This window comes from Pseudomonas sp. GW821-FHT03A09, from assembly GCF_059421065.1.
Window position 1 is genome coordinate 39,921 of record NZ_JBWKUX010000020.1, and the last position, 21,329, is coordinate 61,249.

Here is a 21,329-nt window from a genome sequence, read left to right on the forward strand (position 1 = left end):
CCCCAGGCTTCTTGGGTTACCACCTTCCGGGCCACTTCCCACACTTGGAGCGTTCTGTAATACGCTGCTGGCAAATAAGTACGCAGCGGTATGGACGAACCCATGAGAATTTCCAGGCAGGTCGCAGCATGACCCGTTTCTACGATGCGCGCGGCAATATCTATGGCGTGGTCAGCCCGGCGTTTTTGCGCAGCCAAGGTGTCGAACTTCCAGACAGTGCCGGCCTGGCGGCGAGTACGCGGCAAGCATGGGCCGTAATGGCTATCGCATCCGAATGTGGATGGGGAACATTGCCTCGCCCGGCTGGCGCCAAGGCACATCGCTGCGATGGTTTGCTGATCGGACCGTTTCAGGCTGCACCACCGTTTGATCTGCTGATCGTCAACACCGATGGCACGCTGGCAGAGCGCAGTGGTAACGGCTTGACCATCTTTGCCCAGGCGTTGACCGATCAGGGCCTGATGACTCAAGCGTGTGAGCTGCGGGTGCATCACGATAAGTCGGATGCAGCGTCGCCTTTGGCCACCCATGTCGAACCGGCGATCTATGAACAGGTCGCAGGGTTCTGGCTGGCCTTGGGGCAGCCGGCGTTCGGTCCTGCAGCGGTCGGCGCCGAAGGCGTTGAAGTCGTCACGGCGGTGCATCGCGAGTTCAGCCATATAGCCGCCCTGGCTGCTGTCAACCCGCAATGGGCACGTAGCCAGTTTGTGCGAGTGGGTAACCCCCATTGCGTGACGTTGGTCGAGCAGATCTCGGACCTGCCAGAAAACCTGGCTATGCACCAGGCTGCATTGTTTGCGCGCTTGCAGGCGATAGCTTTTGCTCCCCCTGGCGGTAGCGGCCAACCCTGCGTGACCGGTGTCAATTTGCAATGGGCTGCGCGTGCCTCAGGCAATCGGGTGATTGCACGAGTGTTTGAGCGCGGCGAGGGGCCGACGGCGTCTTCGGGGACCAGCGCCAGTGCCGTGGCGTGCGCGGCATGGCGGGCGGGCTGGATTGACGCCGGCGAAGTGGCCGTGGTGATGCCGGGAGGCACGGCGCCTGTCCGTTTGCATGCAGAAGCAGAAACCCTGTTGAGCGTCAGTCTGTTCGGGGCCGCACACCGGCAGGCGCAAGCAGGGGAGCACTAGTTGACCGTTCGGGTTTTGAAGACCTGCGCGCCAATCGGTTATAAAAATTCCACTTGTGCCGGCTGGCGTTTCATCAGCACTTTGCCGTTGCGGATCGAGTACAACGGCAAGCCTTGGCTGCGGATCACCTCATAGTCGCTGTCTGCCGACAGGATCAACAGGTTGGCCGGACGCCCCGGTTCCAGGCCGTAGCGTTCACCCAGGGCCATGGCCTTGGCGCTGTTCTCGGTGACCAGGTCCAGGGCGCTTTGCAGGGTGCGGTAGCCGAGCATGTGGCAGATGTGCAAGCCGGCTTCCAGTACGCGCAGGATGTTGCCGTTGCCCAGCGGATACCAGGGATCGACGATGGAATCCTGGCCAAAACACACATTCATGCCGGCCTCGAGCAGTTCGTTGACACGGGTGACGCCGCGTCGTTTCGGGAAGCTGTCGAAACGGCCTTGCAGGTGGATGCTTTCGGTCGGGCACGAGACAAAGCTGATGCCGGAGTGCCCAAGCAGGCGAAACAGTTTGGCGCAGTAGGCGTTGTCGTAGGAGCCCATGGCCGTGGTGTGGCTGGCGGTGACGCGGGCGCCCATATCGCGGCTGCGGGCTTCTTCGGCGAGCACTTCGAGAAAGCGTGAGTGCGGGTCATCCGTTTCATCGCAATGTACGTCCACCAGGCAACCGGTGCGTTCGGCCAGATCCATAAGGAACTTCACCGAACTCACACCTTGGTCGCGGGTGTATTCAAAGTGAGGGATGCCCCCGACAACGTCGGCGCCCAGGCGAATCGCTTCCTCCATCAGTTCACGGCCGTTGCGGAAGGACTCGATGCCTTCCTGGGGAAAGGCCACGATCTGCAAGTCGATCAGGTGCGAGGTTTCTTCGCGCACTTCCAGCATGGCTTTCAACGCTGTGAGGTCGGGATCGGTGACATCGACATGGGTGCGCACATGTTGGATGCCGTGGGCGGCGAGGGCCTGGATGGTTTTTTGGGCGCGGGTCTTGGTGTCTTCTTGAGTAATGGTGGCCTTGCGTTCTCCCCAGCATTCGATGCCTTCAAACAACGTGCCGCTCATGTTCCAGCGTGGCTCGCCGGCGGTCAGGGTCGCGTCCAGGTGAATGTGCGGTTCGACGAAGGGGGGGATGACCAGGTTGCCGGCGGCATCCAGGTCACCGGGCATTAAAGTGGGGGCTGCTGATTGCGGGGTAATGCTGGCGATCCGGCCGTGGTCCAGGTGCAGATCATGCAGGCCGTCACGGTTGCGCAGGCGGGCATTGATGATGTGCATGGGCAAGTTCCTCTAGGGCAAAAAAACAATCAGGTGGTCATTTGGAATCAGTCGAACAACGTCTGTGTAGTCTCACCGCGATGAAACGCAAACGCCGCCTCAAGATCGCTTTCAATGGTGCGTCCTCGGGACAGCGGGGGCAGGTCATCCAGAGTGAAAAAGCCCACCTCCGTGGTTTCGAACCCGGCCATCGGCGCCAACTGGTCCGCCCGTTCGCAGAGAAAGTACAGCTTGTAGAAGTCACGTACATCTGGGCGATACAAGCCCTTGGCCTTGTGCGTAACGCTGTATAGCGCTCGCGCGGTCACCGTCAGCCCGGCTTCTTCGCGGATCTCCTTGACGATGTTTTCCGCAGCCGACAAGCCGATATCCGCATAACCTCCCGGTAGCGCCCAGCAACCATCGGTCAGCTCTTTCACCAGTAGAATGCGGTCGCCTTCGATCACTGCGCCCCGCACGTCGATCATCGGCGTGGAATAGCGCTGGGCAAAATCCGACACCAACCCGGTGATGCGTTCCAAGGGCACTTCGGCCAGTTGCGCCAGCATGCTGTGGGCAATCTCGGCAATTTCTTCCAGGCGCTCACGCTCGAAATCGTCGGTGCAAAAGTGCAGCCCGGTGGAGGCCAGCGCCTGCAAGCGTTTGGCCTGGGCCAGCCAGAGGTTTTCCATGGGGTTCTCCTGTAGGCACTTGGTCGTATGGACACGATGGCAGGATGCCTCGACTGTAAGGGAGCCGCAGGCATAAAAAAACCACCGCAAGGGTGGTTTCTTCACATCGCCGGTTTATTCGCCGCGATAGATGCAGCCGCTGGTGCAGGTCTCATGGATGCGAATGGCGCTGAGTTCCGGCAACAGTGGTTTGAGTTCGTTCCAGATCCACTTGGCCAGGACTTCGCTGGTCGGGTTTTCCAGGCCGGGGATGTCATTGAGGTAGTTGTGGTCGAGGCGTTCGTAGAGCGGCTTGAAAATCGCCTTGATCTCCGAGAAGTCGCGAATCCAGCCGGTATGAGGGTCCAGGTCGCCGCTTAGGTGGATGGCCACCTTGAACGAATGCCCATGCAGGCGCCCACATTTGTGGCCTTCCGGTACGTGGGGCAGGCGGTGGGCGGATTCGAAAGTAAACTCTTTGAAGATTTCCACAGTGGTTTCAGCTCGGTCAGGTGTCTGGCAGGCGGCGAGTTTAACAGTTTGCTCCGTTGCCGCGCATACCGCTGGGTCAAAGCGCCTGCAAGCGCTCGCCCAAGCCACCGTTATCGGCCAATTCCAAGAACTCATCGCCCAGCCGCCGGCTTTCGCTCATTGCCGTTTGCCAGTATTGGTTGCGGCTTGGATCATCGCCCATGAAGCGCTTGAAGTCGCTGCGGTCCGGCAATTTGCCGTGGGGCAGGCGCGCCAGGTAATCCCTGGATGGCGCGAGCAGTAATACATCCTGCAAACCCTGCTGATTACTGCGTCGCCACGGGAGGCCCTTGTCGAACCAGCCTGGGATGACCCGGTCGGTGAAATGCGGGTACAGCACAATGTCGTCGCCGTGATAGGGCAGGTCGAGGTGATAGTCCAGCAGGCCGCCGTCGCGGTAGGTGCCTGCACCTGCGCCGGGCAGGTCGCGCACGCCTTGCATCACCATGGGGATCGAGCCGGACGCCAGTAACGCCTGGCGCAAATTGCCCAGTTCCAGAGGGAGGAAGCGCGAGGGAAAGTCCTTCAATGGATGCACCGGAGGCGCCTGGCGTGGATCGTGGATGATCAGCCGTTCGAAATGCCGTGACAGCCGTGCGCGACCGCGCAGGTTATCGGCAATCACCGACGACAGGCCCAGTCCCAAGCGCCCGCGATGGTCATCGGCAAGCAGGCCGTGGCTCTTGACCACCATGATGTTCAGGCGATAGTCAGGGTTTGCCAGGATCTGCTCGTCACGGCCGGCCAGCAGGTCATCGAGCATGCGCTGGCAGCTTTGGGTGACTTCGGCCATGGTCACGCCCTTGGCAAAGCGCTGTTCGTTGTACAAGCGACCGAGGTCGAGCAGGCCCTGTACCGGGTCGGGCAGGCAGGCGCTGGCAAACCGCCAGGAACCGATAGAGGCGCCGATCAGCGCACGTTCACGCGGTGCGCGGGGAAGCCAATCGCCGAACAAAACCAGGTCCAGGCCCTGGATGCCCAAGGCTTTGGGGCCACCGGCCGCTCCGGGTAGGATGCCGACATCGGCTGGCTTGAGGCCCTGTTCGCGAATGCGGGTCATGGCGCGTTGGCCGGCCTTGAGGGTCAAGGCGGGGAATTTGATATGGATGGCTGTCATACCGGTCTCATTTGAAGCGAGCGTGGCAGTATAGAAAATCTCACAAGGCGATGGGGCAGTCGATGGATAGAATTGCCATGGTGGCAATTCAGTTTCAGTTAAGTTGCAACGGTTACCGTCGTGACCTCAAGCAACATCAGGATACGCAATGAAGGTAAATCTAAACGCAGTCGGTTCAGTGGCGCTGGTATTGCTTTTGGCCAGCACCCACTTGGCGGCTCACGATCTCGGTCAGGACGAAGCCTTGCGCCTGCGCCAGCAGGGCATTATCGCTCCACTGGAGCACTTGTTGGGCCCGGCGCTCGATCGCTACCCCGGCGCCAAGCTGCTCGACGCCGAGCTTGAAGAACACAAAGACCGTCCGGTGCGCTATATCTACGAAATCGAGTTGCTGACGGTCGAAGGGGTAGTGCGCGAAATCGAACTCGACGCGAGCACCGGTGTACTGCTCAAAGATAAGGAAGACGATTGATGCGCTTGCTTCTGGTGGAAGACAACGTTCCCCTGGCCGATGAGTTAATGACGGGTTTGCAGCGCCAGGGCTACGCCGTCGACTGGCTGGCCGACGGCCGTGACGCAGTCTATCAGGGCCGTAGCGAGCCCTATGACTTGATCATTCTTGACCTTGGCTTGCCCGGCATGCCCGGACTTGAGGTGCTGGCGCAATGGCGGGCGGCGTCACTGGCCACACCGGTGCTGATCTTGACCGCCCGCGATTCCTGGGCCGAACGTATTGAGGGGCTCAAGGCCGGCGCGGATGATTACCTTGCCAAACCCTTCCATCCCGAAGAACTGTTCCTACGCATTCAGTCGCTGTTGCGTCGCTCCCATGGCCAGGCCAACCAGCCCACCCTGCAAGCCGCTGGCCTGCACTTGGATGAGGGGCGCCAGTGCGTGCTGCGTGATGGCGATGAGATTCAACTGACTTCCGCCGAGTTTCGCTTGTTGCGCTATTTCATGCTGCATCCCCAGCAGATCCTTTCGAAAAGTCACTTGGCTGAGCATTTATATGACGGCGAGAGCGAGCGCGACTCCAATGTGCTGGAAGTCCACGTCAACCACCTGCGCCGCAAGCTGGGCCGCAGCGTGATCGAAACCCGGCGTGGCCAGGGTTACCGATTTGGCGCCAGTCCTGCATGAAATCCATTCAGCGGCGGCTGAGCCTTGGCCTGATCAGTGTGATGGTGGTCGTCGGTGTGGTACTGGCGCAGACCAGTCTGTGGTTGTTCGAGGCCGGATTGCAGCGCTACCTGGAGGCGGGGTTGCGCAACGACAGCGAAAACCTGTTGGTAGCACTGGTGCGTGGGCCCAAGGGTGTGCAACTGGATGAACAGCGTTTGCCACCGGCTTATCAGCGGCCGTTTTCCGGGCATTATTTTCGTATTGATTTTGCCGACACTCACTGGCGTTCTCGTTCACTTTGGGATCAGGAGTTGCCGCATCTGCAGGCGGCAGGCCTTAAAGGCAACCTACAGTTGGGGCCGGAGGGCCAGCAACTGCTGATTTTGCGTTCGGACTACAAGCGTTTTGGCCAGTCGATTTCCATCAGCGTGGCCCAGGACTACACGCCCGTAAGGGAAAGCTTCCGCCTGATGCGTCAGATCGGTCTGGTGTTTGGGCTGGCGGCGCTGTTGCTGGTGTTGGTGTTGCAACGGATTACCGTGCGCCGTGCCTTGCGTCCGCTGGAGACTGCTCGCGAACAGATCGCCCAACTGCAGCAAGGCCAACGCTCCCAGCTCGATACCCAGGTGCCGCTGGAGTTGGAACCGCTGGTGGCGCAGATCAACCATCTGTTGACCCACACTGAGGACAGCCTAAAGCGTTCACGTAATGCCCTGGGCAACCTCGGTCATGCGTTGAAAACCCCATTGGCCGTGCTGTTAAGCGCGGCATCCAGCGAATCGCTCAAGGACCATCCGCAACTGAGCAAGTTGTTGCGCGAGCAATTGGAGCAGGTACAGCAACGCCTCAACCGTGAACTCAATCGCGCACGCCTGGCCGGTGAAACCTTGCCAGGCGCCTTGTTCGACTGTGAAAGAGAACTGCCCAGCTTGCTGGCCACGCTGAGCATGATCCACGGTGAACACCTTGACTTGAGCTTCCAGGTTTCGCCTGGTCTGCAACTGCCTTGGGATCGCGAAGACCTGCTGGAATTGCTCGGCAACCTGCTGGATAACGCCTGTAAATGGGCGGACGCCGAAGTCCGTCTGACTGTCAGTGAAACGGCACAAGGCTATCTGTTGGCGGTGGCAGACGATGGCCCCGGCATCCCCGAAACTGAGCGCGACAAGGTACTCAGCCGAGGTACGCGCCTGGATGAGCAGATCGATGGCCATGGCCTGGGGCTGGGCATCGTGCGGGATATCGTCGAGATGTGGGGCGGGACGTTGCAGTTGCAAGAAAGCGAGCTGGGCGGCCTGAAAGTGCTGATCGAGCTACCCAAGCGCCAGAGCTGACACACAGCGGATTAAAATGTGGGAGGGGGCTTGCCCCCGATAGCGGTAGACCAGTCAATACCTTCGGTGACTGACACTCAGCTATCGGGAGCAAGCCCCCTCCCACATTTGAACCTCTTCAGTCTTCAGACCCTGAATTGATCCATCAACCCCTGCTGCTGGTTGGCCAGGCTGTTCAGCGCCTGGCTCACCCGCGCCGACTCATTGGCCTGTTCCGACAACGATTCAGTCACGTCCCGAATTGTCGCCACATTACTGTTGATCTCTTCAGCCACCGCGCTTTGCTCTTCGGCGGCGCTGGCGATTTGCAAGTTCATGTCACTGATCACGGTGACCGCCTCGCCAATCTGGCGCAAGGCCGTTACCGCCTGGCCGACCTGTTCGACGCTGCCTTGGGCCTGGCGATAGCTGTTGCCCATGGAGCCGACCACATCGGTGGTGCCGGTTTGCAATTGTTCGATCACCAGCCGGGTTTCTTCCACCGATTCCTGGGTACGTTGCGCCAAGTTACGTACCTCGTCGGCAACCACCGCGAACCCACGACCAGCCTCACCGGCACGGGCCGCCTCGATGGCGGCGTTGAGCGCCAGCAGGTTGGTCTGCTCGGCGATGCCACGAATCACCTCCAGCACCGAACCGATTTGCTCGCTATTGGCAGCCAAACCTTCAACCTGAGCCATGGCGGTGCTCATGTCGGCGGCGAGCGTGCCGATGTTGGTGGTGGTGCGGTCGATCACGGTCAAGCCTTCGCGGGTGGCCTGGTCGGCATCCCGTGCGGCCTGGGCGGCTTGGGCTGCGCTGCGGGCGACGTCCTGGGCAGTGGCGCTCATCTCGTGGGAGGCGGTGGCAACCTGATCCACCTGGCGATATTGCTGCTCCATGCCGGCGCTGGTTTCAGTGGCAATCGCGGCGGATTGGTCGGCGGTGCCACGGGCGTCCTGTACCGAACGTTTCACCTCGGCAATGATCGGTTGCAGCTTGTCGAGGAAGCGGTTGAACCAGCCGGCCAGTTGGCCCAGCTCGTCTTTTTTGTCGTAGGCCAGGCGACGGGTCAGGTCGCCTTCGCCACTGGCGATGTCTTCGAGCATGCGCGCCACACCGAGAATCGGACGAGTCACGCTGCGCGCCATCAGCCACACCAGGACCAGGCCAACCACCGCGGCCAGCAGGCCCAGGCTCAGTTCCAGCAGCGTGCCCTTGGCGTTATCGGCGTCCAGTTGCGCTTTCAAGGCTTCTGCAGGGGCGACCAGGACTTTTTTTGGAACGTCCAGCAATACACCCCAGGACTTGCCACCCGGTATCGGTGTAAACGGCGCCAAGACCTTGAGTTGGTGGTCGGTGCGCAGGCTGCGGGTTTGCGTGCTGCTGGCCAATGCGCTGATCAATTGCGCGCCGCTGGCGGTATCGACCTGGTCCAGGCGCTGGCTGAGTTTGCTGGCATCCGGGCTGTAGCCGGCGAGCAAGCCGGTCGGACTGAGGATGCTGACCTGGGTCTGGCCGTCATACAGCTTCTGGCTCGCCTGCTGGCTCACGGCCTGCAGGCTGTTGAGGTTGATGTCCACCGACAGCGAGGCAATGACTTTGCCGTTGGACATCAGTGGGAACACGATGCTGGTCATCAGCACGTTCTGCCCGTCGATCACATAAAAGTACGGCTCGATCACACAGGGCTTGAGGGTTGTACGCGGGCAGGTGAACCAGGCATTGGCTTTCTCGCCGCTGGGGCCGACGCTGGTGTCGGCCATGTCGCTTTCGGGCAGCGGCATCGAGGTCAACTTGCCCGGGGTGGGTTGCGACCAGTACAGGGCAAAGCGGCCTTTTTCGTTGCTGCCCAGTTCTTTCTGATTGGCGAACAACTCGTCCTTGCCGTCCAGCGCATTGGCTTCGAACACCAGGGACAGACCGAGCAGGTCCGGGTTGGCCTGCAGCGCGGCCTTGACCTGGCGAGTCAGGTCTTCGCGGGTGTCGAAGGCATCGAGGAAGCGTTTTTCAGCTTGTTCGCGCAGGAACAGCACTTGGCGGGAAAACCCATGGCCGTACTGGTAGGCATCCATGAACTGCTGGCGAATGCCCAACGCTTGCACTTCACCCTGTGCCTCGATGCGCGCCTGTGCGGCAGCATCGAGCATCTGCATGCTGGATGCCTTGACCTGCTCGGAACTCTGCTCCATGCGATACAGCGACAGACCCACCAGCAGGGTCACGATCCCCAGCAGGCAGAGGCCGGCGAGCAGGGTGATTTTCCATTGAATGGAGAGCTGCCTAAGCGACATCGGGACATCCTTACCTGAAAACACGTAGAGATCCGTTATCGGCTGCGCTAATTATTTCTTTATTCAACCGTTCAATATAAAGCTCAAAGCGGTGTCGTTTTTTGACATGGTCGCTCACCTGCTGCAAAGTGCGCGCCCTCTAATAAGACCTCCTCAGCCTGCACGCTGGCCACTCTATTGAATGGCTGCCTGGGCGCCGCACGCCTGTTTTTATGTTTTTTGTCTTGAGGTAACCATGATTAACGCAGTAATCGCCGCGGTCGGCACGATGTTGGTGCTCAGCCTGTCCCGCGTGCATGTGGTCATTGCCATTATCGTCGGCGCCCTGGTGGGTGGCTTGACCGGTGGCCTGGGTATCGACGCCACGCTCAAAGCGTTCAACGGTGGTTTGGGCGGCGGCGCGACCGTGGCGTTGTCCTACGCTTTGCTCGGCGCTTTCGCCGTAGCGATTGCCAAATCCGGTTTGGCTCACGCCCTGGCGGATAAGGCATTGCTGTTGGTCGATCGCCAGGAAGCGAGCGGTGGCAGTCACGTCAAATGGCTATTGATCGGCCTGCTATGGGTGGTGGCGATTGCCTCGCAGAACATCCTGCCGATTCATATCGCCTTCATCCCCTTGTTGGTCCCGCCGCTGTTGTACGTGTTGACCAAGCTGCAACTGGACCGCCGCCTGATCGCCTGCGTGATGACCTTTGGCCTGATTACGCCGTACATGTTTCTGCCGGTCGGCTTCGGCAATATCTTCCTCAACCAGATCCTGCTGGCCAACGTGGCCAAGAGTGGGGTGGATATCAGCCAGGTCAACGTCACCCACGCCATGGGCTTGCCGGCGTTGGGCATGGTCGTGGGCCTGCTGGTGGCCGTGTTTATCAGCTACCGCAAGAAGCGCGTGTATGACCTGGAAAAAATCGAGCGGGTCGAGCAAGTGGCGGTGCAATACAACCCGTTGACCCTGCTGGTGGCCGGGCTGGCGATTGCTTCGGCGTTCATCATTCAGTTGTGGTTGGATTCGATGATCATCGGTGCCCTGGCCGGGTTCCTGATCTTCTCGGTGTCGGGCATCGTGCGCTGGCGTGAGACCGACGATCTGTTCACTGAAGGCATGAAGATGATGGCGATGATCGGCTTCATCATGATTGCCTCGTCAGGTTTTGCCGAGGTGCTCAAGGCCACCGGTGACGTGCGTTCGCTGGTAGAAACCTCGGCGGCCTTTATCGGCCATAGCCGTGGCGTGGGTGCACTGCTGATGTTGCTGGTGGGCCTGCTGGTGACCATGGGCATCGGTTCGTCGTTTTCCACAGTGCCGATCCTGGCCGCGATTTTTGTACCGCTGTGTGTGCAACTGGGTTTCAGCCCGTTGGCCATCGTGTGCATCGTCGGTACGGCGGGCGCTTTGGGGGATGCGGGGTCGCCGGCGTCGGACTCCACCCTCGGCCCGACCTCTGGCCTTAACATCGACGGCCAGCATCACCATATCTGGGACACCGTGGTGCCGACCTTCCTGCACTACAACATCCCGCTGTTGGCGTTTGGCTGGATCGCCGCAATGACCCTCTGACGATTCGCGCCTACAGATATTTCGCCATTGGCCGTTAACCTCTCAAGTCGCCACGAATAAGAGAGAAAAGCCATGCGTCTGAGTTTGAAGGCCAAAGTCCTGTCCCTGGCCGTCGTGCCGGTACTGCTGTTTGCCGTGGTCATCAGCCTGACCACGGTGTGGATTCTGCAGGGCCAGGCACGCAACGAGGTGGACGAGACCCGTCAGCGCCTGCTCAACGACGCCAAGGCCACCCTGCAGAGTTATGTAGAAGTGGCCATGACCACCATCAAGCCGCTTTACGACGCCGCCGCCCCCGGTGATACGGCGGCGCGGGCCGAGGTGGTCAAGCTGCTCTCCAACACTAGCTACGGTAAGGATGGTTACTTCTTCGGCTACGACTCCGAGACCATTCGTCTGTTCAAGGGCAACAGCCCTGACGGCGTGGGCAAGAGCTTCAAGGACAACCGCGACCCGAACGGTGTCTACGTCAACCGCGACCTGGTCAAGGTCGGCAAGGACGGCACCCACTACCTGCAATACAGTTCGACCCAGCCCGGCCAGACGGAGTTGGTGCCCAAGCTTGGCTACACCGTCTACTTGCCGAAATGGGACATGGTGATGGGTACGTCGGTGAACCTGGATGGCATCGAAGCCCAGGTGGCGGTGGTCGAGGCCAAGGTCGAGAAACGTATGGAGGGCGTGCTGCTAAGCATCCTCGGTGTGGCGGTCGTCGTGCTGTTGGTGATCGCCGCAGTCGGCATGGTGGTGGCCAATACCATCTTGCGTCCGCTGAACCTGATGAAGGCCAACCTCGACGATATTGCCGCCGGTGAGGGCGATTTGACCCGCCGCCTGACCATCACCAGCCAGGATGAGTTGGGCGAACTTGCCGGCGCGTTCAACCGGTTTGTCGACAAGATCCACGGCCTGGTGCGCCAGATCACCGAGATGACCGCCCAACTGACCGGCCTTGTCAGCCAAGTTTCCGATCAGGCCCAGCGTTCCGAGCAGGCCATGGAGCGTCAGCGCCACGAGACTGACCAAGTGGCCACCGCCATCAACCAAATGTCCTCCGCTGCCCACGAAGTGGCGCGCAGTGCCCAGGGGGCCGCCGTGGCCGCGCAACAGACCGACGCCGAAGGCCAGGCCGCCAAGCGTGTGGTGGACGGCAGCATCGCGCAGATCCATGCGCTGGTGAACGACATCCGCAGCAGTGGCGTGTCCCTCGACAGTCTGCAGCAGGATGTTTCGTCGATTGTCAGCGTGCTGGGCGTGATCCGCTCGATTGCCGAACAGACCAACCTGCTGGCGCTCAACGCGGCGATCGAAGCTGCACGGGCCGGGGAGGCCGGGCGCGGGTTTGCGGTGGTGGCCGACGAAGTACGCGCCCTGGCCAGCCGCACCCAGACCAGCACCCAGGAAATCCAGGGCATGATCGACCGCCTGCAAAAAGGCACAGTCGCCGCCGTGGACGCCATGCGCCGCTCCAGTGACGCTGGCGACGGCACCTCGGCCCAGGCCAACGAAGCCGGCGCCTCGCTGGACACCATGGCGCAGTTGATCGGCACCATCAACTCGATGAACGCGCAGATCGCCAGCGCCGCCGAAGAGCAGACCGCCGTGGCCGAAGAGATCAACCGCAGCGTGCATCAGATTGCCGTGGCGGTGGATAGCGTGGCCGATGAAACCCAATTGGGTGCCCAGACGTCCCGCAGCCTGGCGGAGTTGGGCCAGCGTTTGGGGCAGTTGGTGGGGCAGTTCCGGATCTAGAGATCGCGCATCAATAAGCCAAAGCGCAAATCCATTTCGATGGGCAGCGGCACATACACCGTGTGCCCATCTCCCGGCGCCACCTCGATGGGGTCGCCTTGGGTGTTGTGCAACGTGGCCAGGTCAAAGTGAAAGTTGCCGCTGGGCGTCATCAACTCCAAGTGATTGCCCACGGCAAAGCGGTTCTTCACCTTGACCTCGGCCAAGCCACTGCGGCGCTCGCCCGTCAATTCCCCGACAAACTGCTGGCGTTCCGACACCGAGCTGCCGTTCTGGTAGTTCTGGTATTCGTCGTGTACATGGCGGCGCAGGAAGCCTTCGGTGTAACCACGTTGGGCCAGGGATTCCAGATCAGTCATCAGGTTGCGGTCAAACGCACGACCGGCCACGGCATCATCGATGGCCTGGCGATACACCTGGGTGGTGCGGGCGCAATAGAAGTGGGACTTGGTGCGCCCTTCGATCTTCAGTGAATGCACGCCCATATGGGTCAACCGCTCCACGTGCTGTACCGCGCGCAAGTCCTTGGCGTTCATGATGTAGGTGCCGTGTTCATCCTCGAAGGCGGGCATCTGTTCATCGGGGCGGTTGGCTTCCTGCAACAGGAATACCTGGTCGGTCGGTGCGCCGATGCCCAGCGTCGGCTGATATTCCTGGACGATATCACCCGTGGCGTTTTCCACGGCGGGTGTCGCCTGGTATTTCCAGCGGCACGCGTTGGTGCACGTGCCCTGGTTGGCGTCGCGTTTGTTCATGTAGCCGGAAAGCAGGCAGCGTCCGGAATAGGCCATGCACAAAGCACCGTGCACAAACACTTCCAGCTCCATGGTCGGCGCCTGCTGGCGGATTTCGCCGATCTCTTCCAAGGACAATTCCCGCGACAGAATCACCCGACAGATGCCTTGCTGCTGCCAGAACTCGACGCTGGCCCAGTTCACCGTGTTGGCTTGTACCGATAGGTGAATCGGCATCCACGGGAAATTTCGGCGTACCAGCATGATCAAACCGGGGTCGGACATGATTAGCGCATCCGGGCCCATCGCGATGACTGGCGCCAGGTCCTTGAGGAAGGTTTTCAACTTGGCGTTGTGCGGCGCGATGTTCACCACCACGTAGAAGCGCTTGCCCAGGGCGTGGGCCTCCTGAATGCCCAGGGCCAGGTTGGTGTGGTCAAACTCGTTATTGCGCACCCGCAGGCTATAACGCGGCTGACCGGCGTAGACCGCATCGGCACCGTAGGCGAAGGCGTAGCGCATGTTTTTCAGGGTGCCAGCGGGGGCGAGCAGTTCGGGGGCAATAACAGGGGGCATGGTCGGCACTTCGATCAAAAGTGCGGCAGGGTAGTGCAGGCCAGGCGAGGGGTTGTTGATCTGGATCTATGCTTGGCGCAACCAATAGGGCATTCGTAGAGATTGCCGCGGACTAAGTCGCAGAGCTGCACGCGTCCGTTTTCCTGGCATGGATCGGCCCGTTGCCCTGGACTTCAAGCGTTGAGCCTGAAGTTGGACGTATATTGAAGCTGTTTTTCGGCGTCGGATAACGACGTGAGCGGGCCGCTGATGAGCTCGCCATCGCGTACCACATACCAGCAGGCGAGCAGGCCCAACTCCCGCAGAGGGGTGGGAACGGCGCTTCCGATGACGGACATGATCTGAACAGTGGGCATAAGTACCTCCAATCGCTATGGAGGTCACCTTACGGTGGGGGGACGCAGAGGAAAAATCATCTGGCTCGATAGTCGACATCAACGCCAGGCGTCAGTCCACCACCTGATCCAGCATCATCACCACTTCCTGCTCACTGAGCAGGCCCTTGCGCACCAGGTTTTCAGCCAGCAACGCCAGGAATTTTGCGCTGCGGTGGCCTTCCAGGTGCTTGAGTTCGGTCAAGGCGCTGTAGACCTTGCTGGAGGTACAGAGGCCGGCAGTGCGGTGCGGGTTTTGCGTGGGCATGGTCAGTCGTCCTTAATTGTTATTCGGTGGACAGGTCGATAGTGAGACCGTTTCGTGACGTAAACATGACAGGGCGGGCCTCAATCGAGCAAGAAGACATTCGACCCTCATGATGTCGGATTGCCGCTCGAACATTGTCCTCACTGCGACCTTGGCAAAATAAATCCAGACCGTGCAGGCAAAAAAAGGCCCCGCGTGTGGGCGAGGCCTGTTCAGTCGAATCCGTTCAAGGTTACCAGCCGCGGCCGTAGTAGCCGTGTGGGTGGCCGTAATAGTAGCCGCGCGGTGGGCCGTAATAGACCGGCGCAGGGCGGTAGTAAACCTGTTGTTGCACGTACACCGGTGGTGGCGGTGCGTAGTAGACCGGCGGAGGAGCTGCATAGACCGGTTGCGGCTGGACATACACCGGCTGCTGCACGTAGACCGGCTGGGATTGGCTGGCAACCACCGAACCCACTACAGCGGCGCCGACTAAAGCACCCAGAACGGCCGGGCCACCCCAACCACCACCGTGGGCGGAGGCTTGGCCTGCCATAGCGAGTGCGCCGATAAGCAAGGCGATTTTGGGGATTTTACGAATCATGGTCATTCCTCGGTTAGCCCCTGCGCTTGTGGTCAGCAATCAATAGACTCAAGGATTGTCGCGGGGATACTTTTAAGACAACGTATTTCTGAAAAACAGCACGGCCGATAGGTAAAGGTTGTGTAAGGTCTGTACCGAGTTGCTTACCCAAAGGAGTTATCCATGCAGATGCACCCCAACAAGGACACCCAACTGTGCATGTCATTGTCGGCGCGTCCCGGGAATTTTGGCCTGCGTTTCCACAACCATTTATACGAACAACTAGGGCTGAACTTCTACTATAAAGCCTTCAGCAGCCAGGATTTGCCCGGAGCGATCGGTGGTATCCGGGCGCTGGGCATACGTGGATGCGGGGTTTCCATGCCGTTCAAGGAGGCCGCCATTGCCTTAGTGGACGAACTGGACGATTCGGTTCAAGCCATTGACTCCCTGAACACCATCGTCAACACCGCTGGCCATCTCAAGGCCTACAACACTGACTACATTGCCATCGAACAGTTGCTGAAAAAGCACGCAGTGCCCAAGGACTCGACCTTTGCCCTGCGCGGCAGCGGCGGCATGGCCAAGGCCGTGGCCAGCGCATTGCGAGACGGCGGCTATGCCAAGGGCGTGATTGTGGCGCGCAACGAAGCGGCGGGCCGCGCGCTGGCGCAAAACCTGGGGTATGAATGGCGGGCCGAACTGGGTGACTTGCGCCCGCAGATGTTGGTTAACGTGACACCGATCGGGATGACCGGTGGGGCAGAGGCGGACCACTTGGCTTTTGAGGCTGACGCCGTGGATGTCGCAGACACCGTATTCGATGTCGTGGCGATCCCCGCCGAAACGCCGCTGATCGTGCGTGGTCGAGCCAAGGGCAAACGGGTGATTACCGGCTTGGAAGTGATCGCGATCCAGGCGTTGGAGCAGTTTGTGTTGTATACCGGCGTGCGGCCGACGCAGGAGCAATTTGAGGCAGCGGTAGCTTTCGCTCGGGGTTAGGCCACTGGAGAGCCAATGTGGGAGCTTGTGTGGGAGCCGGGCTTGCCCGCGATGCAGGCACCTCGGTGTGTTAGTCGCACCACGGTGATGCCATCGCAGGCAAGCCAGCTCCCACACAAGCCAGCTCCCACATGTTTGATTGTGTTACGCCTGTTCCAGCTGCGCCAAGCGTTCTTCCAGCGCTGCAATCCGCGCTTCAAGCTCTTCGATACGATCCTGGGAGACTGCACTCGTCGAGCGCTCCACCGGGTTGCCCCGCGCGGCGATGATCGCCTCGATATCCGCCGGATCGCCCAGGGCATGGGTATACCGATCTTCTCGCTGCCCCGCCTGGCGCGGCACCAGCACCGCCAGCCCGCGTGCGATCAGGCGCTCCAGCTGGTGCACCACCTGCTCGGCATCTTCGAAGTCATGCATGCGCCCGCTTCGGGTCAGCAGCTCATTGACCGTCTGTGGCCCGCGCAGGAACAGCAGCCCGATCAGGATCACCTGGGCCGGCACCAGCTCCAGCGCCTTGTCCACGCGGTGCTCCCAGCGATCGGCGCGACTGCCCATCACCAGTCGGGCAAAGCCTTGGCCTTCCAGTGCCCGCAGGCTCTGGCCAACCTGACCCTGGCTGAGGTTGGTCACAGGTTCCCGGCTGGTCTTCTGGTTGCAGGCCAGTACCAGGGCGTTGAGGGTCAGGGGGTAGGTTTCCGGGTTGGTCGCCTGTTTTTCGATCAGGCAGCCCAGGATGCGGATTTCCGTGCTGTTCAGGCGCGGCTCAGGGGTCTCGGTGTCATGCTCAGCGGTCATCGCGCTTTTCCCTATGCAGTGAGCCCACTAGCCTAAGCCGGAAAAAATAAAAGACAAGCGGCCGGCAGGTCTATAATCGCCGCTGGCTCCAAACCCTGCCATAACCGTGAGACTGTCATGACTATTTCCCTGTACGCCGCCTCCGTCCCTGTCTTCAAGCAAATGCTCAACGCCCTGAGCGATGTACTGAACAAAGCCGAAGCCCACGCCACCGCCAAGAACATCGAGCCCAACGCCTTGCTGCAAGCGCGTCTGTTCCCGGACATGTTCCAGCTGGTGCGCCAGGTGCAGATCGCCGTCGACTTCGCCAAGGGCGTTTCCGCACGCCTGGCCGAGATCGAAGTGCCGAAATATGAAGATACCGAAGTGACCTTCGCCGACCTGCAAGCGCTGATCGCCAAGGTGCTGGCCTTCGTTGACACCATCAAGCCTGAGCAGATTGACGGTAAGGAAGGCATCGAGATCATCACCCGTCCAGGCACGCCGAAAGAGAAGCGCTTCAGCGGCCAGTCCTACCTGCTGACCTATGGCCTGCCGCAGTTCTTCTTCCACGTCACCACGGCGTACGCCTTGCTGCGTCACAACGGTGTGGAAGTGGGCAAGCGCGACTACATGGGCGCGTTCTAAGCCTGTAAAAAAGCCCGGGGCGGTTCACAAAGAACCACCCCGGGCTTTTTTTCGCCTGACGTTTAAGCCGACTGCTCTTCCTGGCCCAAGCAAGCGGCGGCGGTAAACAGCACATCGGTGGAGGAGTTGAGCGCGGTTTCCGCCGAATCCTGCAACACGCCGATGATGAAGCCGACAGCAACCACTTGCATGGCAATCTCGCTGGGAATGCCGAACAGGCTGCACGCCAGGGGCACCAGCAACAGTGAGCCACCGGCCACACCCGACGCACCACAGGCGCAAACCGCTGCCACTACGCTGAGCAGCAGGGCGGTCGGCAGGTCGACCGCAATCCCGAGGGTATGCACGGCGGCCAGGGTCAATACGGTGATGGTGATCGCAGCACCGGCCATATTGATGGTGGCACCCAACGGGATCGACACCGAGTAGGTGTCCTCATGCAGGCCCAGGCGTTTGCTCAACGCCAGGTTCACCGGGATGTTCGCCGCCGAGCTGCGGGTGAAGAAGGCGGTGATGCCACTTTCACGCAGGCACATCAGCACCAGCGGGTACGGGTTGCGGCGCAGCTTCCAGTACACGATGGCCGGGTTCATCACCAGCGCTACGAACAGCATGCAACCGATCAGCACAGCCAGCAGGTGGGCGTAGCCGAGGAGGGCGCCGAAGCCGGAAGTGGCCAGGGTCGAGGCCACGAGGCCAAAAATGCCCAGGGGTGCGAAGCGGATCACCACCCGTACGATCAATGTCACGCCGTTGGACAGGTCGTCGACCACCGTGCGAGTCGTCTCACCGGCATGGCGAATGGCGACACCCAAGCCGATCGCCCAGGCCAGGATGCCGATAAAGTTGGCATTTACCAGGGCATTGACTGGGTTGTCCACCACGCTGAGCAGCAGGCTTTGCAGCACTTCACCGATGCCGCCGGGGGCGCTGACGGTGGCGTCATGGGTCACCAGCACCAGCGTCGAAGGAAACAGCGCGCTGCCAATCACCGCCACCACGGCAGCGGCAAAGGTGCCGAGCAGGTACAGGAACAGGATCGGCTTGATATGGGTTTGCTGGCCCTGCTTATGGTTGGCAATCGAGGCCATCACCAACACAAATACCAGGATCGGCGCCACGCCCTTGAGCGCAGCGACAAACACTTTGCCGATGAACCCAGTGGCCTTGGCCGCCTCCGGCGCCAGCAACGCCAGGAGGATACCGGCCACCAGGCCGAGGATGATTTGCGTGACCAGGCTGACACGGGCCAGTCGTTGCAGGAGGGAGGGGGCAGCAGTCATAAACACTTGTCTCTAGTTTTTTGAAGGCACAGCGGCGCACGCAGAAATGGCTGTAGGACGCGGGGACGCGAAGTCTAGCATGCTGTCACTCAGGGCCTGACCGCTGCGACATCGCGTCACCCGTATCCCAGGGCCTTCGCCAAACCCGGACACACTCTGTTAAGATTCCCGCCTCTCATCTTTCCTCTCTGTCAGCGAGCCCTTCGGGCTGTCGTTGATGTCGTTGTTTCTGGAGTTTTCATGCTGTTTCCCATCCTGCTGCTGTCGGCCGCCGGTTTTACTGTGCTGACCACAGAATTCGTCATCGTCGGTTTATTACCGTCCATTGCCCGCGACCTGAACGTCAGTGTGTCTCAGGCCGGGTTGCTGGTGACCTTGTTCGCTTTTACCGTGGCGGCCTTTGGTCCGTTTCTGACGGCGTACTTTGCCCGTTTCCCACGCAAGCGCCTGTTTATCACCATCCTGATCATGTTCGGCGTGGCCAATACCGTGGCGGCCCTGGCGCCGAATATCTGGGTGATGGCGCTGGCGCGCTTGCTCCCGGCACTGGGGTTGCCCGTGTTCTGGGCCTTGGCCAGTGAGACGGCGGTGGATATCGTCGGCCCGGAATACGCCGGGCGTGCGATCGAGAAGATCGGCTTCGGCATCGTCTGCGCCACAGTGTTCGGCATTCCCGTGGGGACGCTGATTTCCGATATGTTCGGCTGGCGCACGGCGTTTGCCATCCTTGCCGTGGTGGCGCTGGCCAAGGCGCTGCTGCTGTTTATCTATTTGCCGGTCACCCAGCCAAAGAATGATCAAGTGACGCTGCGCTCGCAGTTCAAGATCCTGCGCAACCCACTGATGCAGGGCCATATCCTGTTATCGATCCTGGTTTTCAGCGGCATGTTCACCGCCTATACCTACCTGGCGGACATCCTGGAACGCCTGGCCGGGTTCGACGGTACGCTGGTGGGCTGGTGCCTGATGGGCTTTGGCGCGGTCGGCTTGATCGGCAACTCCCTGGGTGGGCGTGCAGTGGATCGTCACCCATTGATCGCCTCCATGGTGTTCTGCGGTTTCATGATCGCAGGCATGGTGGCATTGGTGCCGGCGATCCACTCCACGGTCGGCCTGGCCGCGGCGATGGCGGTGTGGGGCGTCACCCAGGCGGCGATGTTTCTGGTCAGCCATGTGCGCTTGATGAAAGCCGCGCCCCACGCGCCGGCCTTTGCCGCATCGCTGAATATTGCCGGGGCCAACCTGGGGATTGGCCTGGGTGCGATGGTCGGAGGGCACGTGATCGACACCCTCGGCCTGGGCCGCCTGGGTTTCGCGGCGTCCGGGTTTATCCTGGTGTCGATCCTGCTGGCACTGTGGCTGATGCGCCTCAAACCAGCGGTCGCGACCAGCGCCTGAGGCCTCAGGGCAGGGCGGTAAACAGCGCCCGTCGAGCACCTTCGGTAATGGCCACGATGCCGGGGTGCTTGACCTTGCGCTCCACCGAGATCGCGTAGAACGACTCGGTGACCGCGTCGGTCTGGCCGATCAGCGCCACGCCATATTGGCGTACCACCTCATCGGCGATCACGCTTGGCGCGATGAAAATCCCGCTACCGGATTGACCAAATGCCTGCATCAAGGCGCTGTCGTCGAATTCACCGATGATTTTCGGTTGAATCTGCTGTTCGGCAAACCAGCGCTGCAAGCGGCTGCGCACCACGGTTTCCGCTCCCGGAATCAACAGCGGCGCGCCCTGCAAACATTGTGGGAAGTCGCCGTTGTATTCGTCAGCCAATGCCTGGGTGGCGAAAAAGCTGATGCCGCACTCACCCAACTTCTGGCTGTAGCCCTTGATGTCCAGGTGTGTAGGCATTGGGCTGTCGGAAATCACCAGATCAAGGCGTTGGATCGCCAGGTCGGCCAGCAGGCGTTCGAGTTTATCCTCGCGACAGGTGATACGAATGGGTTCGCTCAACTCCATGGTCGGCGCGATCAGCCGATAGACGATGGATTTGGGCACCACATCCGCCACACCGACGCGGAACAGGATTTGCTGTTCATCGGGCTGGGCGCGCAGCAGCGCCTCCAACTCATTGCCGGTCTGGAACATCTGCTCGGCATACGGCAGCGCCCGGCGCCCGGCTTCGGTCAACTCCAACTGGCGCCCGACGCGCTGAAACAATGCTATACCGAAGGTCTGCTCCAGCAAGCTGATCTGCCCGCTGATGGTCTGGGGCGTGAGGTTCAATTGCTCGCAGGCGCGCACGATGCTGCCGGTCTTGGCCACCACCCAGAAGTAATGCAATTGTCGGTAATTGAGCATGGCGGCCTACACTTCGAGAAAATCGAAGTATACGCGAGAAAAATACGAATTTTCCTGAACTG

The 21,329-nt window shown here is 60.6% G+C and carries 21 protein-coding genes; 9 read left to right on the forward strand and 12 right to left on the reverse strand.

What is annotated here, in order from left to right:
* Nucleotides 1–128 precede the first annotated feature (128 nt).
* Nucleotides 129–1,130 (forward strand): diaminopimelate epimerase, encoded by a 1,002-nt coding sequence (locus tag AC07V4_RS25740; protein ID WP_492638594.1) that lies wholly within the window; start codon nucleotides 129–131, stop codon nucleotides 1,128–1,130.
* Between the two features lie 38 nt (nucleotides 1,131–1,168).
* Here the strand turns inward: AC07V4_RS25740 and codA are convergent, their stop codons facing one another.
* The 4 genes from codA to AC07V4_RS25760 form a co-directional block, all read right to left on the reverse strand.
* Nucleotides 1,169–2,404 carry a cytosine deaminase gene (codA, locus tag AC07V4_RS25745; RefSeq protein WP_492638593.1) on the reverse strand — a complete coding sequence of 412 codons (1,236 nt, stop codon included), beginning with the start codon at nucleotides 2,402–2,404 and terminating at the stop codon, nucleotides 1,169–1,171.
* Nucleotides 2,405–2,451: 47 nt separating this feature from the next.
* Nucleotides 2,452–3,075: an NUDIX hydrolase gene (locus AC07V4_RS25750; protein WP_492638592.1), complete on the reverse strand. Its 624-nt coding sequence runs from the start codon at nucleotides 3,073–3,075 to the stop codon at nucleotides 2,452–2,454.
* A 114-nt stretch (nucleotides 3,076–3,189) separates the two neighbouring features.
* Complete coding sequence (gene queD, locus AC07V4_RS25755) at nucleotides 3,190–3,546, reverse strand: 6-carboxytetrahydropterin synthase QueD (protein ID WP_003190259.1); 357 nt, start codon at nucleotides 3,544–3,546, stop codon at nucleotides 3,190–3,192.
* Nucleotides 3,547–3,622: 76 nt separating this feature from the next.
* Nucleotides 3,623–4,702 carry a patatin-like phospholipase domain-containing protein gene (locus AC07V4_RS25760; protein WP_492638591.1) on the reverse strand — a complete coding sequence of 360 codons (1,080 nt, stop codon included), beginning with the start codon at nucleotides 4,700–4,702 and terminating at the stop codon, nucleotides 3,623–3,625.
* 148 nt (nucleotides 4,703–4,850) lie between these two features.
* Here AC07V4_RS25760 and AC07V4_RS25765 point away from each other — a divergent pair, with 148 nt between their 5' ends.
* Genes AC07V4_RS25765 through AC07V4_RS25775 form a run of 3 tightly spaced genes read left to right on the forward strand, consistent with a single transcriptional unit; the run spans nucleotide 4,851 to nucleotide 7,158 of the window.
* Nucleotides 4,851–5,174 carry a PepSY domain-containing protein gene (locus AC07V4_RS25765; RefSeq protein WP_492638590.1) on the forward strand — a complete coding sequence of 108 codons (324 nt, stop codon included), beginning with the start codon at nucleotides 4,851–4,853 and terminating at the stop codon, nucleotides 5,172–5,174.
* Nucleotides 5,174–5,842 (forward strand): response regulator transcription factor, encoded by a 669-nt coding sequence (locus tag AC07V4_RS25770; RefSeq protein ID WP_492638589.1) that lies wholly within the window; start codon nucleotides 5,174–5,176, stop codon nucleotides 5,840–5,842. Before AC07V4_RS25765 ends, AC07V4_RS25770 begins: the two co-directional genes overlap by 1 nt.
* Nucleotides 5,839–7,158 (forward strand): sensor histidine kinase, encoded by a 1,320-nt coding sequence (locus AC07V4_RS25775; protein ID WP_492638588.1) that lies wholly within the window; start codon nucleotides 5,839–5,841, stop codon nucleotides 7,156–7,158. Before AC07V4_RS25770 ends, AC07V4_RS25775 begins: the two co-directional genes overlap by 4 nt.
* A 125-nt stretch (nucleotides 7,159–7,283) precedes the next feature.
* Here the strand turns inward: AC07V4_RS25775 and AC07V4_RS25780 are convergent, their stop codons facing one another.
* On the reverse strand, nucleotides 7,284–9,431 hold the full coding sequence (locus AC07V4_RS25780; RefSeq protein WP_492638587.1) for a methyl-accepting chemotaxis protein: 2,148 nt from the start codon (nucleotides 9,429–9,431) through the stop codon (nucleotides 7,284–7,286).
* Between the two features lie 238 nt (nucleotides 9,432–9,669).
* On the opposite strand from AC07V4_RS25780, the gene AC07V4_RS25785 reads away from it, so the two are divergent.
* Both AC07V4_RS25785 and ctpM read left to right on the forward strand, forming a co-directional pair.
* Nucleotides 9,670–10,989: a Na+/H+ antiporter family protein gene (locus AC07V4_RS25785; protein WP_431751920.1), complete on the forward strand. Its 1,320-nt coding sequence runs from the start codon at nucleotides 9,670–9,672 to the stop codon at nucleotides 10,987–10,989.
* Nucleotides 10,990–11,061: 72 nt separating this feature from the next.
* Nucleotides 11,062–12,741, forward strand: coding sequence for a methyl-accepting chemotaxis protein CtpM (gene ctpM, locus AC07V4_RS25790; protein ID WP_492638586.1), 1,680 nt, complete (start codon nucleotides 11,062–11,064; stop codon nucleotides 12,739–12,741).
* Here ctpM and trhP read toward each other — a convergent pair.
* From trhP to AC07V4_RS25810, 4 genes are all read right to left on the reverse strand, one after another.
* Nucleotides 12,738–14,051 (reverse strand): prephenate-dependent tRNA uridine(34) hydroxylase TrhP, encoded by a 1,314-nt coding sequence (gene trhP, locus AC07V4_RS25795; RefSeq protein WP_492638585.1) that lies wholly within the window; start codon nucleotides 14,049–14,051, stop codon nucleotides 12,738–12,740. The two genes, ctpM and trhP, sit on opposite strands and share 4 nt — an antisense overlap.
* A 173-nt stretch (nucleotides 14,052–14,224) precedes the next feature.
* A complete protein-coding gene (locus tag AC07V4_RS25800; RefSeq protein WP_492638584.1) occupies nucleotides 14,225–14,407 on the reverse strand; it encodes a hypothetical protein in 183 nt (60 codons plus the stop codon).
* Between the two features lie 91 nt (nucleotides 14,408–14,498).
* Nucleotides 14,499–14,693, reverse strand: a complete 195-nt coding sequence (locus AC07V4_RS25805) for a hypothetical protein (RefSeq protein ID WP_431751919.1) — start codon at nucleotides 14,691–14,693, stop codon at nucleotides 14,499–14,501.
* A gap of 232 nt (nucleotides 14,694–14,925) precedes the next feature.
* Nucleotides 14,926–15,282, reverse strand: coding sequence for a hypothetical protein (locus AC07V4_RS25810; RefSeq protein WP_492638583.1), 357 nt, complete (start codon nucleotides 15,280–15,282; stop codon nucleotides 14,926–14,928).
* A 156-nt stretch (nucleotides 15,283–15,438) separates the two neighbouring features.
* On the opposite strand from AC07V4_RS25810, the gene AC07V4_RS25815 reads away from it, so the two are divergent.
* A complete protein-coding gene (locus AC07V4_RS25815; protein ID WP_492638582.1) occupies nucleotides 15,439–16,257 on the forward strand; it encodes a shikimate 5-dehydrogenase in 819 nt (272 codons plus the stop codon).
* 144 nt (nucleotides 16,258–16,401) lie between these two features.
* Here the strand turns inward: AC07V4_RS25815 and AC07V4_RS25820 are convergent, their stop codons facing one another.
* The gene (locus tag AC07V4_RS25820; RefSeq protein WP_492638581.1) at nucleotides 16,402–17,052 is read right to left on the reverse strand and encodes a YceH family protein; all 651 of its coding nucleotides are present in this window, start codon (nucleotides 17,050–17,052) and stop codon (nucleotides 16,402–16,404) included.
* Between the two features lie 117 nt (nucleotides 17,053–17,169).
* Between AC07V4_RS25820 and AC07V4_RS25825 the strand changes: the two genes are divergently transcribed.
* On the forward strand, nucleotides 17,170–17,679 hold the full coding sequence (locus AC07V4_RS25825; RefSeq protein ID WP_492638580.1) for a DUF1993 domain-containing protein: 510 nt from the start codon (nucleotides 17,170–17,172) through the stop codon (nucleotides 17,677–17,679).
* 62 nt (nucleotides 17,680–17,741) lie between these two features.
* Here AC07V4_RS25825 and sstT read toward each other — a convergent pair whose 3' ends face one another.
* Nucleotides 17,742–18,962 carry a serine/threonine transporter SstT gene (gene sstT, locus AC07V4_RS25830; RefSeq protein WP_492638579.1) on the reverse strand — a complete coding sequence of 407 codons (1,221 nt, stop codon included), beginning with the start codon at nucleotides 18,960–18,962 and terminating at the stop codon, nucleotides 17,742–17,744.
* Nucleotides 18,963–19,202: 240 nt separating this feature from the next.
* On the opposite strand from sstT, the gene AC07V4_RS25835 reads away from it, so the two are divergent.
* On the forward strand, nucleotides 19,203–20,360 hold the full coding sequence (locus AC07V4_RS25835) for an MFS transporter (protein ID WP_492638578.1): 1,158 nt from the start codon (nucleotides 19,203–19,205) through the stop codon (nucleotides 20,358–20,360).
* Nucleotides 20,361–20,364: 4 nt separating this feature from the next.
* Here AC07V4_RS25835 and nhaR read toward each other — a convergent pair whose 3' ends face one another.
* Nucleotides 20,365–21,267 carry a transcriptional activator NhaR gene (nhaR, locus tag AC07V4_RS25840; protein ID WP_492638577.1) on the reverse strand — a complete coding sequence of 301 codons (903 nt, stop codon included), beginning with the start codon at nucleotides 21,265–21,267 and terminating at the stop codon, nucleotides 20,365–20,367.
* Nucleotides 21,268–21,329: the final 62 nt, after the last annotated feature.